Source organism: Salinibius halmophilus, assembly GCF_003577475.1.
Classification (GTDB): Bacteria; Pseudomonadota; Gammaproteobacteria; order Pseudomonadales; family Natronospirillaceae; genus Salinibius; species Salinibius halmophilus.
Map to the genome: position 1 here is coordinate 90,800 of NZ_QPEP01000007.1, position 15,225 is coordinate 106,024.

A 15,225-nucleotide genomic window follows, 5' to 3' on the forward strand; every position below is an offset into this window, starting at 1 on the left:
AGCGTGCAATGAGCTTCGATGCCGATGAAGAAATCTTACAAGACTTTTTGATTGAGGCCGGTGAAATTCTGGAGCAGCTCTCTGAGCAGCTCGTTGACCTTGAGCAGAATTCACAGGACAAAGATCTATTGAACGCCATCTTTAGGGGGTTTCATACCGTTAAAGGGGGGGCAGGGTTTCTTCAATTGAATCCGCTTGTAGACTGTTGTCATGCGGCAGAGAACGTTTTTGACACGCTTCGCAATGGCCAAAGGCAGGTCGATGCCGACTTGATGGACGTTGTGTTGCGAGCCTTAGATGCGGTCAATGAAATGTTTGCAGCCGTTCAAGGTGGCGAAATGCCACCGTCGGCAGATCAAGAGCTCATTGAGCAGCTTGAGTTCTACACCAAACCATTCAAAGACGGCGAAGTGCCACCTTGGCTGGCAACTGGTGCCCCTGTTGATGAGCAAACTGCGCAAGAAGAAGTTGTCGAAGAAACCGATGACGCCGCGAGCGATGAGGAGATCGTCGCTGAAGCAGCAGAGTCTTCTGGTGATACAAACAGTGATGACATCACCGATCAAGAGTTTGAACAATTGTTAGATGCACTTGGCGGCGAAGAAGAGGGCAGCGAGGCCAGTCAATCAGTTGAAGACGATGATTTGTTTGGTGAAGCAGATGATGAACCGGCAGCGGAATCAGATGAGATAACCGAAGATGAGTTTGAAGCGTTACTTGACCAACTTCATGGTAAAGGAAGCTTTAACCCTGGTGGGTCAAAAGAGTCAGACGACGCACTAGGTGAGCAGCAAGATGAACCAGCTGCGCCAGATTCGCAAGCAGAAAGTGACTCCGATGAAATTACCGATGATGAATTTGAAGCCCTGCTTGACCAGCTACACGGTGCGGGTAAGTTTGATGGTGGCATAGCGGTAGCTGATAGTGATAATAATGGCGCCGGTGCTGAGCCTGAAGTTGTTACGCCGAGCGAGCCAGCCGCGAGTGAGCCGAAGAAGCCGGCGCCTAAGCCAGAAGCTAAACCAGCAGCTAAACCAGAAACCAAGCCTGTAGCTAAGCCTGCTGCAAAACCCGAACCCAAGCCAGCGCCTCAAGCCGCGGTCGAACCAGCAGCAAAAGTAGAGCCAAAAGTTGAGGCTGCCAAAAAAGAAGCCACTAAACCTAAAGCGGTTGGCGATACCACGGTTCGTGTTGATACCCAGCGACTCGACGATATTATGAACATGGTTGGCGAGCTTGTGCTAGTGCGCAACCGGCTAGTACGAATTGGTGCCGCTAGCGATGATGAAGAGCTAGGCAAGGCAGTTAATAACCTAGATATTACGACAACCGATTTGCAAAACTCGGTAATGAAAACTCGAATGCAGCCAATTAAAAAGGTATTTGGCCGCTTCCCTCGGGTGGTTCGTGATCTGGCACGTAACCTTAAGAAAGAAATTAACCTTGAACTCATTGGTGAAGAGACAGACCTAGACAAAAACTTGGTCGAGGCACTATCTGACCCATTGGTGCACTTGGTACGCAACTCCGTTGATCATGGTATCGAAGCCCCAGATGTTCGAGAGTCAGCCGGCAAACCCCGCACCGGTAAGGTGATCCTATCCGCCGAGCAAGAAGGTGATCATATTTTGCTGGCCATCAAAGACGATGGCGCTGGCATGGACCCAGAAAAACTTCGTGCATTGGCTGTTGAACGTGGGCTTTATGACAGAGAAAGCGCTGATCGCTTGTCGGAAACAGAGTGCTTCAACTTAATATTCGCACCTGGTTTCTCCACTAAAAAAGAAATCTCAGATGTATCCGGCCGCGGCGTGGGCATGGATGTTGTGAAAACAAAGATTTCACAACTTAACGGCGTTATTGATATTCAATCTAAGGTCGGTGAAGGCACTACCATCACAGTGAAAGTGCCGCTCACACTGGCCATTATGCCAACGCTGATGGTGATGTTGGAAGATCAGGCATTCGCCTTACCACTGGTGAATGTCAATGAAATCTTCAACTTAGATTTGTCGAAGACCAATGTAGTAGATGGCCGGGAAGTGATTGTCGTGCGAGGAAAAACGCTTCCGCTATATCACTTGCGTCGTTGGCTAGTAAAAGGCTGTGAATTTGAAGAGCCACGTGATGGCGCTCATGTTGTGGTGGTATCCGTTGGCACGTCTAGAGTGGGTTTTGTGGTCGACCAGTTGGTTGGTCAAGAAGAGGTAGTGATTAAACCACTCGGCAAAATGTTGCAGGGAACCGAAGGTATGGCTGGTGCTACCATTACTGGTGATGGTCGTATTGCGCTCATCATAGATGTGCCAAGTATGATTAAGCGCTACAGTTAGGAAGTAAATATGCCAATTAAAGTGCTGGTGGTGGACGATTCAAGCTTTTTCGTTTCACAAATAGTCGCCATCATTAATAGCCACCCGCAGCTTAGTGTGGTGGGCACAGCGTCGAATGGACGTGACGCTATTACACAAGTTGAAAAGCTGAAGCCTGATGTCGTCACCATGGACTACGAAATGCCAATTATGGATGGCATCACGGCAGTCAAAGAAATTATGCGTCGCTCGCCCGTGCCGATTCTCATGTTCTCTAGCCTCACGGTAACCGGGGCTCGCGTGACACTCGATGCACTCGATGCCGGTGCCGTGGATTTCCTACCCAAGTTTCGCGAAGAAATGCGGGGGTCGGCGGAAATTAAGCGCACCCTGTGTGACAAAATATTGGCAGTTGCACGGCCTAAGAGCACGATTACACACACAAGGGCACCGGCAAAGCGGCCAACAAAACGCCCAGATTTAATTACCATAGGCACATCAACAGGTGGGCCGGTGGCTTTGCAGCGTGTACTTAGTAAAATTCAGGCGAACATCTTAGCCCCAATTCTTGTTATTCAACACATGCCAGCCTCTTTTACTGGGCCGTTTTCCGAGCGACTTGATCAACTATGCACATTGAAAGTCATGGAAGCCAAGTCAGATACCAGCTTGCAGCCCAACACGGTTTATGTCGCCCCAGGTGGTAAGCAGATGATGGTCAGTGGCAGGAATCGCATCAAAATTATCGAAGGTGATGAGCGGTTAAATTATAAACCATCGGTGGATATTACCTTTGGTAGTGCTGCGAATGTTTATGGTGCCAATGTACTGGCCATTGTGTTAACTGGCATGGGTAGCGATGGGACAGAAGGCGCAAGGTTGCTCAAAGGCAAAGGTGCCACAGTCTGGATTCAAGATGGGGCTAGTTGCGTGATAGATGGTATGCCAAGCTCAGTTGCGAAAGCTGGTTATAGTGACGAAGTGATCAAACTGGATGACTTTTCCAAACGCATCAGTCAGCTGTTTTAGTGTTAGCTCGCACTGAACGAGTGCAAGCGCTTAAGAATTTTTCCCTCTGGCCGATACTCTTGGCATAACTTCTGCTTTCCAGCGGTAGAAGTAATTGAATCTGACAGAACCATATAGGACGAATGCGATGCGTGTTTGGGCGGTGGCAAATCAAAAAGGTGGCGTTGGGAAAACCTCTTCCGTGGTTAGCCTTGGCGGCCTGCTGGCACAGAAAGGCAAGCGTGTGTTGCTGGTTGACCTCGATCCGCAAGGGTCGCTAACTAGCTACTTTCGCTATGACCCCGAGACCATCACGCCATCGGTGTATGACTTGTTTATGCATAAAGGGCAAGTTCCTGCCGACTTGCCGGCAAAACTAGTGAAGCCAGCTGGATTAGACAACTTGTCGATCTTTCCATCGTCCACCTCATTAGCAACGCTCGAGCGCAACATATCTAACCAAGGTGGTATGGGGCTTGTTCTGTCCCGCAGCTTAGCGCAATTATGGGATGACTTTGACTACGTCATTCTTGACACGCCGCCACTACTTGGCGTGTTGCTAATAAACGCCATGGCCGCATGCCAGCGAATTATATTGCCGGTGCAGACAGAGTTTATGGCAATAAAAGGTCTAGAGCGCATGGTAAGCACGCTGAAAATGGTGATGCAATCTCGCAAGCAAGCACTGCCTTACTTAGTTGTACCCACCATGTTTGACCGCCGCACAGGTGCTTCAGTACAAGCCTTTAATGAGTTGCGTAAAACGTACCCAGACAACATTTGGCACTCGGCTATTCCTATTGATACCAGGCTTCGGGATGCAAGTCGTGAGGGGAAGTGTATTAGTGATGCATACCCCGAAAGTAGAGGGACTTCTGCATATAACTCACTGTTGAAAACAATGCTTGAGGCCGCCAAATGACACAGCTTAACGAGTATATTGGCAGCCTGTTAAGTGACACGCTAGACGACGCACCGGCGACAAAGGTGCTCTTTAGTGAGCCGTCTGTACCCGTTGATCATGCGTTGCAGGTTGTTAGGCCTGCAAACTCGAGCGATAAGGTATCTCAAGCGCTATTGCTGCTATTGCTACTTAGCCGGCTACCCGTCAGTAGAACTAAGCAATCCATGGTATCGGCCGGCCTGATGCTACTGAGTGTGGGGGGGAATCATGGCTGATATGCAGAAGACTAAAACTGCGCCACAAGCCCTGCTAACTAATTATTTAGATGATCTGCTGGCAGATGTCTCTGAGATAGACGAAGACTTGTTGGAAGCGATGCCAGAGCCAGAACCAGAGCCAGAACCAGAACCAGAACCGGAGCCAGAACCGGAACCAGAACCAGAACCGGAACCGGAACCAGAACCAGAACCAGAACCAGAACCAGAACCGGAACCGGAACCGGAACCGGAACCGGAACCGGAACCAGAGCCAGAGCCAGAGCCAGAGCTGCTCGCAAGCCATGAGCCGGAGCATGATTGGTCTACTACACCGGAAGTGCTAGGAAATCGTTTCGACTGCATTCTCTTTAAAGTGCGCGAACTGGTGTTGGCCGTGCCAATGATTCACCTTGGTACCATCTACAAACTAGACAAAGAGCTTACGTCGCTATTTGGTCAGCCGGATTGGCTGATGGGTCTGTACCCAATGTCTGGCGACAACAGTTTGCGCGTAGTAGACACCGCAAAGTTGGTGATGGAAGGAAAATACAAGCAATCTGACACCGATAAGCTAGAGTTCTTAGTAAGCCTCTATGGTTCTGAGTGGGCGCTAGCCTGTCATGAAGTGGTGGGTTCAATTACTTTAACGGCTGATCAGGTAAAGTGGCGTTCAGCGAGAACTTCAAGAAGTTGGCTGGCTGGCACAGTAAAAGAACAAATGTGTGCACTCATAGATGTGCAGGCACTTTGTAAGAACCATTTGATTTAGCAATTTAGTGCTATGCTTTTGATAACATTGACAACAATGGAGCGGCTGTTATGACCATACAGGCTGCAAAAGGGTCTGATGATCCAGTATTGCAATGGGTCACATTCCGATTGGCAGATGAAACCTACGGCATCAACGTGATGCAGGTTAGGGAAGTTTTACGCTACAACGAGATTGCCCCTGTGCCAGGTGCCCCGCATTTTGTGTTGGGTATCATCAATCTTCGTGGGAATGTAGTAACCGTTATTGACACCCGTGAGCGATTCGGTCTGCCTTCAACAGAAGTCACAGATAATACACGTATTGTGATCATTGAAGCCGAAGACCAAGTGGTCGGCATCATGGTGGATGCCGTGGCGGAAGTTGTATACCTCCGTGCGTCAGAAATAGAGTCGGCACCGCATGTTGGCAATGACGACAACGCTAGGTTTATTCAAGGCGTATCGCATAAAGGCGAAGAACTACTCATTTTGGTTGATCTCGACAAGATGCTAACCGAAGAAGAATGGGCAGAGATTCAAGAACTTTGACGCTTTTTTAGGTGTTTTAAGTTAAAAAGTTGGCATGCTAACTGCAATTTGACAGGTAAGCGTCAAAAAAAACGGAGTATGCCAATATGTTTCCTTTCGCACTTTCTGTCATTGAGTTGTCATTGATTGTTTCGGTAGCCGTACTGGCCATTGCACTGGTTTGGTTGGCGCGCCGGTACTTGTTACTGGTGTCTAAGGTGGAACGCCAGCTGCAATCAATTAATCGTGACGTTAAGGCTGTGCAAGCAACTTCGCTGGGAATGGGTAAAAAACTGCGCCAGATGAAGCCATCTAAAGTATCGGCTAAGGAAGACGATTTTTATCTAGGCAAAGCAGAACAGCAGATGATGGCAGCGTTAAAGCGCACCGCGATGCCGCACTAGGCACGAGCTGAAACATCTTGTTCATGGAGCCTGTCGTACCCTTGTGCTAACTTATTGGCAATTTTTTACAGGGGTACGTCATGCGAGTCGTTATTTCAGCGCTTTGTATTATCACCGCTTCGCTAAGCTATGCAGCTGATCCACTCGAACCTTTCAATCGAAAAATTCACCAATTCAACGACTTTTTTGATCGCATTCTGCTTAAGCCAGCTGCTGTAGGCTATCAACAAGTTACGCCGAAGGTCGTGGATGATGGTATTACCAATGTCTTTGAAAACCTAGGTGAGCCACGCAATGCGGTCAACAACCTGTTGCAAGCAAAACCGTCGGCATCTGGTGTATCGATAGGGCGCTTTGCCATTAACTCTACCATAGGTCTGGCTGGCTTTTTTGATCCCGCCAATCAAATTGGTTGGCGTGAAAAGCCAGAAGATTTTGGTCAAACACTTGCCGTATGGGGAGTCGGCAGCGGGCCCTATATCGTATTGCCATTATTCGGTCCATCAACATTGCGGGATGGTTTGGCAGGTATTCCCGACTCAGCACTTAGTCCTCTGCCTTATGCTTATGGCGCGCTTGATGCGGCTTGGTATGTGCCATTAGCGGTCACGGGTGTCGATGCCATTGATAGTCGAGCAGATGTACTAACGTTAGAAGCCTTGCTAACGGGAGACCGGTATGTCGCGATGCGCGATTTCTATCTTGAAAACAGAGCCTTCGAAATCGCTGATGGTAAGGTAGAGGACGAGTTCGCCAGCGACCTTGAATCCTTCAGCGACTTTGAAGACTTTGAAGAGCTTGGTTTTTAGTGTTATTTCACTTCAAGTACTTTTAAGCCAATCTCGTATTGCTCGCCCACTACCTCGCAGCGAGTGACTTCGGCATCGGCAATCAGCGAATTAAAGCGTTCAATTTGTGACGGCACTTCAAAGGTCACCTGGGTGCCTAGCGGGATGGTTTCCTTCGTTAACACTTTTGCACCAATAGCCGACAAGTCAATGCAGGTGCCGTCGAGCTGCTTGCCTTGCCAAATGATCTTGGCAGGCGACTCTACTGTCATGCGAATGAAATCGCGTTTCTCAGAAATATAGCGATCAGGAGCAGTCATGGTGGTTTCCCTAGTTGCTTTTGTTATAAACGTATTTACCCACTGTCGGCGATAAAGGTCAAAGCAGACTTTGTAACAAATATCGCGTTCACTGTATTAAACAGTTTCAGCATAGTATGGAATCTTTGCAAATACCCTGCTTTACTATGCTCTATATTTTTCAGTAGGCGATCATTGAATGGAAAGGCTGCTCGTAGTCGATGATGATGATGCTGTTCGCCACTCGTTATCGGCTTTTTTAGACGACTGTGGTTATCATGTGATGCATGTGCCCTCGGTTCGCCAGGCCCTGAATGTTGTTGAGCAAAGTAGTGTTGACTTAATCATTACTGACTTGCGCATGCCAGGCGAGGATGGCTTGGATTTGATTCGCACACTGCAGAATAGCTGCTCGTCTATTCCGTCAATTGTGGTGTCTGGCGCTGGTGAAATGCCGGATGTTGTGGCCGCGCTGCGCCTAGGTGCCCAAGACTATTTTATCAAGCCCTTGGTAGATCTTGAGTTATTTGAACACTCTATTCGCCGAGTGCTAGAGCGCACGAAGTTAGTTCAAGACAACGCTAAGTATCGGGAAGAGCTGGAAGAGACCAACAAACGACTGCGCCATCATATTGAAATTCTGCAATCAGACTTAGAAGCGGGCAGAAATGTACAACAACGCATGCTGCCTGCTGAACCCCTACAGGTGGATGGCTATAAGTTCCAACATACGATTCATCCGTCTAGCTATTTGTCGGGCGACTTCGTCGATTATTTTTTAATTTCGCCTAATGTGGCCTGTGCGCTCATTGCTGATGTCTCCGGGCACGGAGTATCGTCGGCGCTGGCAACGGTGCTGATAAAAAACGAAGTGATGCGGTTGCGTACACGTTGGCGGACAGGTCAGTCGCAAACCGTTTTAAATCCAAGCCTCGTGGTCGCTCATATAAATAAAGAGTTAAAGGGCAGTAACCTAGACAAGCACGCGACCATGTGTTGGATGATGATTGATTTTGAAGCACAACAGATTTCCTACGCCAATGCCGCCCATTATCCGTTCCCATTAGTGCGAGTAGATGATAATGTGCGCGCATTAGAGCCAGATGGCCTTGCACTAGGTATTTTGCCTGAAGGTAACTGGCAAACTCATCACCTCAGTTGGCGAAGCGGTTTTTCAGTCTTTGCCTGCTCAGACGGACTCTTTGAAGTATTGCCCGGCGATAAGCTAGAACAAAAAGAACAACAGCTAAGAGATATGATCGAGACCAATCAATACGACATTAGGCAATATGCCGATGGATTTGATTTTTCTGAAGAGGCCGAGTTGCCCGACGATATCACGATGCTCATGATTAACCGGCAGGATTAACGTATGAATCCAGGCAAAATTCTCATGGCAAAACATCAGGGTACCTATGTGCTGCGGCTCACAGGTGACGTTCGCTTAACGCTATCATCATCGCTAGAGCAGTGCTTTGATGGCATGTTGGCGAACCCTGAATTTTCGTCCGTAATAGTGGATGTGCGCAGTGCCGAATGCATAGACAGTACCACGCTTGGTCTGCTCGCCAAGCTTTCACTGTTGGTTCAGGCTCGCTATGATGAAGTACCATCAATAGTATCAACGAACCCAGATATCACTAAAATTTTGGTATCCATGGGATTTAAAGACCAAATTTTTATCATTTTGACTGAGCTGCCAGATGCCACCGAAGCATTGCCAACGGAAGTGCCTGAACAGCCCTGTAGTGCTGAGCAAACGCAAGCTCGCGTGTTAGAAGCACACAAAGTCTTAATGAACCTAAACGAATCAAATTCGCAGCAATTCAAAGATTTAGTTGCTGCGTTGGAGCAAGCAAATAGCAGTGATTGATCATCAACGAAGACAAACCATTGCCGTATTAGGTGGTGGTAGTTTTGGCACCGTAATAGCAAACCTCGCCGCCGATAATGGACACCAAGTGCGGTTGTGGTTGCGAAGCGAAGAGCAATGCGAAGAAATTCGCACGGCAAAAATGAACAGCCGTTATCTGCCAAGGTATCGCCTTAACGATTCTCTACAAGCAACTACCTCACTTGAAGAGGCTGTCGCAGGTGCTTCCATCATCATGTTTGCCGTCCCGAGTAAAGCGGTTGGCAGTGTGGCGCGCGATGTCGCCGCGATTATTGGCAACACACGTTTGGCGGCAGTGAGCTTGACTAAGGGGATTGAACCTAAGTCATTTCGCTTAATGAGTGAGGTGTTGCATGAAGAGCTACCGGAATGCGACGTAGCAGTGATTAGTGGGCCAAACCTTGCCAAAGAAATCGCCCAAGGTACGCCAAGCGCTACCGTAGTGGCATCGCGCCAACGACCGCTGCGCGAAGCCTTACAAAATATCCTACGCTCCGACAGTTTTCGTTTGTACACCAATCCCGATGTTTATGGGGTAGAGCTAGCAGGCGCGCTGAAAAACATTTACGCCATTGTCTCTGGTATGGCTGAATCGCTTGGTATGGGCGCTAATACGCGCGCTATGATTATGACGCGCAGTTTGGCGGAAATGTCGCGTTTTGCCGAGCGCCTAGGTGCCGACCCGCTAACCTTCCTCGGCCTAGCGGGTGTGGGTGATTTAATTGTTACCTGTACCTCGCCGCTGTCACGTAACTATCGGGTTGGGCAGGCAATTGGTCAGGGGTTTAGCCTTAAACAAGCAGTGAAACAGCTTGGTGAAGTGGCGGAAGGGGTGAACACCCTACACATGGTTTTTGAGAAAGCGAACGAAATGGACGTCGAGATGCCCCTAGTGCAAGGCCTGCATGCTATATTATTTGAAGGTGCCGATGTCGATCACTTGGCGCATCGATTAATGATCGGCGCTGATGCGGCCGATGTAGAATTTATGACTCATCGTTGAGGTAAGCCATGACGACCCGGGAACAAAAGGAACTCCTGTTAATCCGAATCCTTTATATGGTGATCATTTGGTTACTGTTGCGCTTAGCCAATTGGGCCATTGCCATCATTGCTGTGGTGAACTACGTGTTTAGGTGGGCCAATAAAGGGGATGGCAATGAAGCGCTCAATAAGTGGGGGCGCCGGTTAGCCAATTGGATGCTCGTTGCCACTGCCTATCTAACCAGTGTTTCGGAAGAGAAACCTTGGCCGTTTAGAGATTGGCGCGATGATTAACCTTACCATAATGCGCCATGGCGAGGCCGCCATGACAACCCCCGACCCGCAACGAGCGCTCACCGATGCCGGGCGCGAGAGTGTGTTGCTAGCAGCTCAGAGTTTAGTCCGCCCTGAGCAGATTTGGGTCAGCCCATATACACGTGCACAGCAAACACTTGCCGGTGTTATGAGTGTGCAGCCAGAGTTTCCGGCGGCAATGACCCATCAAGGGTTAACACCAGATGCTAGCTTGCAACAGCTGCTCGATGAGCTGTCTAGATTTCAAGCCAATAGCCTGCTTTTGATTGGCCATAATCCGCTATTTAGTAACCTGGCCGCCAGTTTGTCTGGCGAGCGCTATCTGGCTTTACACACAGCTGGGGTAGCCAAACTGCAAGGTGATATTATTGCGCCTGGCTGTATGACATTAGTTGACATGTTATGAAGATTAATACCCCATTTGGCAAGCTGCATCAGCAGCGATGGGGGCAAGGCACACCAACACTAGCGCTGCATGGCTGGCTTGATAATAGTGCCTCCTTTATTGAGCTTGCACCACGCTTAGCTGGGCGCGAAGTTATCGCTGTTGACTTGCCTGGCCATGGCTTAAGCGATCATCACCAACACGGCTTTTATCATCTGTGGGAGTATATCCCGCCACTACTGCATTGGTTATCGACATTTGACGGCCAGGTAGACCTGATTGCGCACTCCATGGGAGGCATGGTGGCACCCCTACTGGCTGTGGCGGCGCCGGAAAAGTTTCGCCGTATCGTGTTAATCGACAGCCTAGGTGGGCCTCCATATGGTTCGACAGAACTGATTAGCTGGCTGCGCCGCCTAAACAACGATGTAAACGAGCAGCGTTCATACGATAGCATCGAAACCATGATTCAGGTGCGCATGCGCGGTATGACACCACTGAGTTATCAAGCGGCAGAGCATATCGTGCGCCATCAAGCTTACGAGCGGAATGGCCGTTGGTACTGGCATTTTGACGGCGCACTGAAAGCTGGCTCGCCGGTGCGCCTGCGCGACGACGACTATCAAGCTTGCTTATCCAGAATAAAATGCCCACTGCAAGTGATACTGGCCGAATCGGGTTGGGTGGCTGAGTATTTAGATGTGCCAGCCAGAACAGCTTGGTTGCCAAAACAAGCACAAATCGACTGGGTGCCAGGTGGCCATCACTGTCACCTTGAAGTAGACCAGGTTGCCCACGTGGCACGGGTTATGAATCAGTTCTTAAGCGAATAACTATGCAAAATCTAGAAACCATCCGCGACTGGCTGAGATACGCCGTGACGCAGTTTGAGCATGCTGGCTTGTTTTATGGTCATGGTACCGACAACGCCATCGACGAAGCACGATTCTTGGTATTTGGCGCCTTGAAGCTCTCGTGGCAGCAACCAGAGCTCTGGCTCGACGCTAGGTTAACCAATGATGAAAAACAGCGTCTTGCCCATCTAATTGATCAGCGCGTCAACGAGCGTAAGCCCGTTGCCTATCTATTAGGTGAAGCTTGGTATTACGACGTGCCGTTTTTCATTGACGATTCAACGCTGGTACCTCGCTCGCCCATTGCCGAGTTAATCGATAGCCAGTTTTTACCCTGGTTAACCCAGCCACCAGAGCAAGTATTAGATTTATGCTCAGGGTCGGGTTGTTTGGGAATTTTGACTGCCATGGCCTTTCCCGAAGCGGCGGTGGCGCTTGCTGAGTTAAATCCAAAGGCGGTTGCGCTATCGCAACGCAACATTGAGCGCCACCACCTTGGCGACCGAGTTGCCGCCTATGAATCGGACTTGTTTGCTGGTTTGCCAGCAGGACAAACGTACGATTTGATTATTGCCAATCCGCCGTATGTTGATGCGCAGGATATGCAAGACTTACCAGCAGAATTCAAACATGAGCCTGCCGCAGCGCTTGAAAGTGGCGATACCGGCTTAGATTTGACTAACCAAATCTTAAAGCAAGCGCCGAACTACTTAAGTGACGGCGGTATTTTAATTTGCGAAGTGGGTAACTCCGCTGGCGCTCTGCAGCAGGCCCACCCAGACGTGCCCTTTATTTGGTTAGAGTTTGAGCGCGGTGGATTTGGCGTGTTTTTATTGGACGTTGACAGCATTCGCCAACATTTTTGCTAATCAAGACTTGACGCCGGTGAAGTGATATACTCCGCCAGCGTTGAATTTGGGAAGTATGGTTATGTCGGGTAATAGCATAGGTAGATTATTTACAGTCACAACATTTGGCGAAAGCCATGGGTTGGGCTTGGGTGCCATTGTTGATGGTTGCCCACCAGGGATTGAACTAACCGAGGCAGACTTGCAGCGCGACCTAGATCGCCGCCGACCAGGGCAGAGCAAGTTTACCACGCAGCGTAAAGAGCCAGATGAAGTTAAGATCATGTCGGGCGTGTTTGAAGGCAAGACCACAGGCACCTCGATTGGCTTAATTATTGAAAATACCGACCAGCGCTCAAAAGACTATGGCGAGATAAAAGATACTTACCGCCCAGCGCATGCTGATTACACCTACGAGCACAAATATGGTGTGCGTGATTATCGCGGTGGTGGCCGCTCTTCGGCGCGTGAAACTGCTATGCGTGTTGCAGCAGGCGCGATTGCGAAGAAGTTTTTGGCTAGTAAAGGGATCGAAGTATTTGGTTGGTTGAGCCAAATTGGCGAGATTGAACTGCCCTTTACCGACAAATCTGCGATTGAAGAGAACCCATTCTTCACCGCAGCACCAGAAAAAGTTGCTGAGCTGGAAGATTATATGAAGGCCTTGCGCAAAACTGGTGATTCAGTGGGGGCAAAGGTAAGTGTTTGCGCCACTGGGGTAATGCCGGGTTTAGGCGAACCTGTTTTCGACCGTCTTGATGCTGAAGTGGCGCACTCATTGATGAGCATTAATGCAGTGAAGGGCGTTGAAATTGGTGATGGCTTTGCCTGTGTTGCCCAAAAAGGCTCGGAACATCGTGATGAAATGTCGCCTGAAGGCTTTTTGTCTAACCATGCCGGTGGCATTGTTGGCGGTATTTCATCGGGTCAGGATATTGTTGCGCACATTGCACTTAAGCCAACATCTAGTATTCTGGTTCCAGGCAAAACAATTAAACGTGATGGCTCAGCGCACGAGGTAATCACCAAAGGTCGCCACGATCCATGTGTTGGTATTCGCGCCGTGCCGATTGCCGAAGCCATGCTAGCCATTACACTTATGGACCATTATCTGCGTCAGCGTGGTCAAAACGCCGATGTAGTTGCACCCCTGCCGCAGATTCCAGGAGCAATCTAATATGCGCGCACTCTTCGCACTGGTAACCCTGCTCACAGCTGGCTTGGTATTCGCCGAGCCAAATGTTGGGCGGGCAAACTTTACCACTGGCGTAGAAAACTTTGAGCCCATTGATGAGCTAGTGTCGCCAATTAGCGACACTCACAAACGTGTCTTTTTCTTTTCAGACTTGCGTGACTCAGCTGGCCATCAAATCGCTCACCGTTGGTACTATGAAGAAACGCTGATGGCCGAGCTGGTATTTAACCCAGCAGGGCCTCGCTGGCGGGTGAAATCATACAAAACCATGCTGCCAATTTGGCATGGCCCTTGGCGTGTTGACGTTGTTGATTTAGACAACAACGATGAGGTGCTAGGAAGCTGGTCGTTCGACTATGTCGACGCCGAGCTATTCCCAGAAGCAAACTAGCGGTGCCATACTCTAGCTACCCTTAGCCATTCGTGCTGGGTAGCTAGTGCTTTTGCACCATCCGTCCGCTCTTGATTAGCGCCGCTATAATACAAATCAACTTCTACTTTACCCGCCAAATAATGCAACTGCAGGTTATCCCAATCGGCTAAACAGTTAACTTGCTGTACCGCGTCCTCAACCTGCAAACGATTTGGTAGAGCCAGGTTTACATTGGTCAGGGTGTCCGGCTCACAATCAATATGCACAGTGATATCGCCTGCTTGGGGTAGCTTGTCGCGAATGGCTTGGCATGCCCGATCACCAATTAAATGCCCTTCAGATACACTAAGATGCGGATCTACTTGTACATGTAAATCCAGCAAGGCTTTGCCAGCATGCCATCGGGCTCTTAGCTGATGAGTACCCACAACACCTTGCACGCCGCTCAATGCTAACTCAACGTCGCGATACTGTTGGTCACTTAAGCCCTTATCAGCTAGCTCTTGCAGCGCGTTGATCACTAGTTCGATGCCCATGCGGCCAATCATAATGGCCACCACAATGGCCGCTGCTGGCTCCAGCCAGTGAACGCCCATTAGTGCACCCAATAAACCGATAAATACAACGATCGAAGACAAAGCATCCGAGCGGCTATGCCAGGCATTAGCCGCTAATAAACTGCTCTCTGTTTGTTTCGCAACACGCATGGTGTAATGGAAAATCCACTCTTTGCTTACCACCGAAATGGCCGCCACGACAAGGGCGAGTGGACTGAGCTGGCTGCTAAGGCCAGTCATAAACGCTGCGATGATTTCCCAGGCAAGCCCAGCAGCCACAATCACCAACACGGCCCCCAAGGCTGCAGTGCCAATGGTCTCAAAACGAGCATGGCCATAAGGGTGGCCAGCATCGGGCGAAGCCGCCGCATGCTTATTCACCATCAAAACAAAGATATCGGTAACAATATCCGAGGCAGAGTGAATGCCATCAGCAATAAGCGCCGCCGACTGAAACGCCAGGCCGCCGAATACTTTGGCAATGGCAAGTGCGCCATCTAATACGGCACCGATCAAGGTGACGCGCTTTATCGCTCGTTGACGTTCTGTGCTCATTGCGACTCCTTTAGC

The 15,225-nt window shown here is 49.5% G+C and carries 19 protein-coding genes; 17 read left to right on the top strand and 2 right to left on the bottom strand.

Annotation, left to right across the window (positions count from 1 at the left end; translation table 11 throughout):
- Nucleotides 1-8 precede the first annotated feature (8 nt).
- The 8 genes from DUW71_RS09455 to DUW71_RS09495 all read left to right on the top strand — a co-directional run bounded on the left by DUW71_RS09455 (nt 9) and on the right by DUW71_RS09495 (nt 6,972).
- Nucleotides 9-2,333 (top strand): chemotaxis protein CheA, encoded by a 2,325-nt coding sequence (locus tag DUW71_RS09455; protein ID WP_119395011.1) that lies wholly within the window; start codon nt 9-11, stop codon nt 2,331-2,333.
- Nucleotides 2,334-2,342: 9 nt separating this feature from the next.
- Complete coding sequence (locus DUW71_RS09460; RefSeq protein ID WP_119395012.1) at nt 2,343-3,341, top strand: protein-glutamate methylesterase/protein-glutamine glutaminase; 999 nt, start codon at nt 2,343-2,345, stop codon at nt 3,339-3,341.
- 127 nt (nt 3,342-3,468) lie between these two features.
- Nucleotides 3,469-4,242 carry a ParA family protein gene (locus tag DUW71_RS09465; RefSeq protein ID WP_119395013.1) on the top strand — a complete coding sequence of 258 codons (774 nt, stop codon included), beginning with the start codon at nt 3,469-3,471 and terminating at the stop codon, nt 4,240-4,242.
- A complete protein-coding gene (locus DUW71_RS09470) occupies nt 4,239-4,499 on the top strand; it encodes a hypothetical protein (protein ID WP_119395014.1) in 261 nt (86 codons plus the stop codon). The genes DUW71_RS09465 and DUW71_RS09470 overlap by 4 nt, the downstream gene beginning before the upstream one ends.
- Nucleotides 4,492-5,250 (top strand): chemotaxis protein CheW, encoded by a 759-nt coding sequence (locus DUW71_RS17575; protein ID WP_158583958.1) that lies wholly within the window; start codon nt 4,492-4,494, stop codon nt 5,248-5,250. Before DUW71_RS09470 ends, DUW71_RS17575 begins: the two co-directional genes overlap by 8 nt.
- 50 nt (nt 5,251-5,300) lie before the next feature.
- Nucleotides 5,301-5,780 carry a chemotaxis protein CheW gene (locus tag DUW71_RS09485; protein ID WP_119395016.1) on the top strand — a complete coding sequence of 160 codons (480 nt, stop codon included), beginning with the start codon at nt 5,301-5,303 and terminating at the stop codon, nt 5,778-5,780.
- Between the two features lie 86 nt (nt 5,781-5,866).
- Entirely contained in the window at nt 5,867-6,163 is a 297-nt protein-coding gene (locus DUW71_RS09490) for a hypothetical protein (RefSeq protein ID WP_119395017.1), read from the top strand.
- An 80-nt stretch (nt 6,164-6,243) separates the two neighbouring features.
- Nucleotides 6,244-6,972, top strand: coding sequence for an MlaA family lipoprotein (locus tag DUW71_RS09495; protein WP_119395018.1), 729 nt, complete (start codon nt 6,244-6,246; stop codon nt 6,970-6,972).
- Nucleotides 6,973-6,974: 2 nt separating this feature from the next.
- Here the strand turns inward: DUW71_RS09495 and DUW71_RS09500 are convergent, their stop codons facing one another.
- Nucleotides 6,975-7,271 carry a PilZ domain-containing protein gene (locus tag DUW71_RS09500; protein WP_119395019.1) on the bottom strand — a complete coding sequence of 99 codons (297 nt, stop codon included), beginning with the start codon at nt 7,269-7,271 and terminating at the stop codon, nt 6,975-6,977.
- A 178-nt stretch (nt 7,272-7,449) separates the two neighbouring features.
- Between DUW71_RS09500 and DUW71_RS09505 the strand changes: the two genes are divergently transcribed.
- From DUW71_RS09505 to DUW71_RS09545, 9 genes are all read left to right on the top strand, one after another.
- Entirely contained in the window at nt 7,450-8,619 is a 1,170-nt protein-coding gene (locus tag DUW71_RS09505; protein ID WP_119395020.1) for a PP2C family protein-serine/threonine phosphatase, read from the top strand.
- A 24-nt stretch (nt 8,620-8,643) separates the two neighbouring features.
- Nucleotides 8,644-9,123 (top strand): STAS domain-containing protein, encoded by a 480-nt coding sequence (locus tag DUW71_RS09510; RefSeq protein WP_233546085.1) that lies wholly within the window; start codon nt 8,644-8,646, stop codon nt 9,121-9,123.
- Nucleotides 9,116-10,147, top strand: coding sequence for an NAD(P)H-dependent glycerol-3-phosphate dehydrogenase (locus DUW71_RS09515; protein ID WP_233546087.1), 1,032 nt, complete (start codon nt 9,116-9,118; stop codon nt 10,145-10,147). Before DUW71_RS09510 ends, DUW71_RS09515 begins: the two co-directional genes overlap by 8 nt.
- 8 nt (nt 10,148-10,155) lie before the next feature.
- Entirely contained in the window at nt 10,156-10,422 is a 267-nt protein-coding gene (locus DUW71_RS09520; RefSeq protein ID WP_119395022.1) for a DUF4389 domain-containing protein, read from the top strand.
- Nucleotides 10,415-10,849: a phosphohistidine phosphatase SixA gene (sixA, locus tag DUW71_RS09525; RefSeq protein WP_119395023.1), complete on the top strand. Its 435-nt coding sequence runs from the start codon at nt 10,415-10,417 to the stop codon at nt 10,847-10,849. Before DUW71_RS09520 ends, sixA begins: the two co-directional genes overlap by 8 nt.
- On the top strand, nt 10,846-11,661 hold the full coding sequence (locus tag DUW71_RS09530) for an alpha/beta fold hydrolase (RefSeq protein WP_119395024.1): 816 nt from the start codon (nt 10,846-10,848) through the stop codon (nt 11,659-11,661). The genes sixA and DUW71_RS09530 overlap by 4 nt, the downstream gene beginning before the upstream one ends.
- Before the next feature lie 2 nt (nt 11,662-11,663).
- Nucleotides 11,664-12,551: a 50S ribosomal protein L3 N(5)-glutamine methyltransferase gene (gene prmB / locus DUW71_RS09535; protein ID WP_199671193.1), complete on the top strand. Its 888-nt coding sequence runs from the start codon at nt 11,664-11,666 to the stop codon at nt 12,549-12,551.
- 61 nt (nt 12,552-12,612) lie between these two features.
- Nucleotides 12,613-13,707 (top strand): chorismate synthase, encoded by a 1,095-nt coding sequence (gene aroC, locus DUW71_RS09540; protein ID WP_119395125.1) that lies wholly within the window; start codon nt 12,613-12,615, stop codon nt 13,705-13,707.
- Between the two features lies 1 nt (nt 13,708).
- Nucleotides 13,709-14,116 carry a DUF2914 domain-containing protein gene (locus tag DUW71_RS09545; protein ID WP_119395026.1) on the top strand — a complete coding sequence of 136 codons (408 nt, stop codon included), beginning with the start codon at nt 13,709-13,711 and terminating at the stop codon, nt 14,114-14,116.
- Here the strand turns inward: DUW71_RS09545 and DUW71_RS09550 are convergent.
- Nucleotides 14,113-15,210: a cation diffusion facilitator family transporter gene (locus DUW71_RS09550; RefSeq protein WP_119395027.1), complete on the bottom strand. Its 1,098-nt coding sequence runs from the start codon at nt 15,208-15,210 to the stop codon at nt 14,113-14,115. The two genes, DUW71_RS09545 and DUW71_RS09550, sit on opposite strands and share 4 nt — an antisense overlap.
- Nucleotides 15,211-15,225: the final 15 nt, after the last annotated feature.

Excerpts from the sequence above, each read along its gene's own strand:
- DUW71_RS09455 (WP_119395011.1), top strand. The coding sequence starts at position 9 with ATGAGCTTCGATGCCGATGAAGAAATCTTACAAGACTTTTTGATTGAG.
- DUW71_RS09465 (WP_119395013.1), top strand. The coding sequence starts at position 3,469 with ATGCGTGTTTGGGCGGTGGCAAATCAAAAAGGTGGCGTTGGGAAAACC.
- DUW71_RS09495 (WP_119395018.1), top strand. The coding sequence starts at position 6,244 with ATGCGAGTCGTTATTTCAGCGCTTTGTATTATCACCGCTTCGCTAAGC.
- DUW71_RS09485 (WP_119395016.1), top strand. The coding sequence starts at position 5,301 with ATGACCATACAGGCTGCAAAAGGGTCTGATGATCCAGTATTGCAATGG.
- DUW71_RS09490 (WP_119395017.1), top strand. The coding sequence starts at position 5,867 with ATGTTTCCTTTCGCACTTTCTGTCATTGAGTTGTCATTGATTGTTTCG.
- DUW71_RS17575 (WP_158583958.1), top strand. The coding sequence starts at position 4,492 with ATGGCTGATATGCAGAAGACTAAAACTGCGCCACAAGCCCTGCTAACT.
- prmB (WP_199671193.1), top strand. The coding sequence starts at position 11,664 with ATGCAAAATCTAGAAACCATCCGCGACTGGCTGAGATACGCCGTGACG.
- DUW71_RS09505 (WP_119395020.1), top strand. The coding sequence starts at position 7,450 with ATGGAAAGGCTGCTCGTAGTCGATGATGATGATGCTGTTCGCCACTCG.
- DUW71_RS09545 (WP_119395026.1), top strand. The coding sequence starts at position 13,709 with ATGCGCGCACTCTTCGCACTGGTAACCCTGCTCACAGCTGGCTTGGTA.
- aroC (WP_119395125.1), top strand. The coding sequence starts at position 12,613 with ATGTCGGGTAATAGCATAGGTAGATTATTTACAGTCACAACATTTGGC.
- DUW71_RS09510 (WP_233546085.1), top strand. The coding sequence starts at position 8,644 with ATGGCAAAACATCAGGGTACCTATGTGCTGCGGCTCACAGGTGACGTT.
- DUW71_RS09530 (WP_119395024.1), top strand. The coding sequence starts at position 10,846 with ATGAAGATTAATACCCCATTTGGCAAGCTGCATCAGCAGCGATGGGGG.
- DUW71_RS09470 (WP_119395014.1), top strand. The coding sequence starts at position 4,239 with ATGACACAGCTTAACGAGTATATTGGCAGCCTGTTAAGTGACACGCTA.
- DUW71_RS09550 (WP_119395027.1), bottom strand. The coding sequence starts at position 15,210 with ATGAGCACAGAACGTCAACGAGCGATAAAGCGCGTCACCTTGATCGGT.
- sixA (WP_119395023.1), top strand. The coding sequence starts at position 10,415 with ATGATTAACCTTACCATAATGCGCCATGGCGAGGCCGCCATGACAACC.
- DUW71_RS09500 (WP_119395019.1), bottom strand. The coding sequence starts at position 7,271 with ATGACTGCTCCTGATCGCTATATTTCTGAGAAACGCGATTTCATTCGC.
- DUW71_RS09460 (WP_119395012.1), top strand. The coding sequence starts at position 2,343 with ATGCCAATTAAAGTGCTGGTGGTGGACGATTCAAGCTTTTTCGTTTCA.
- DUW71_RS09520 (WP_119395022.1), top strand. The coding sequence starts at position 10,156 with ATGACGACCCGGGAACAAAAGGAACTCCTGTTAATCCGAATCCTTTAT.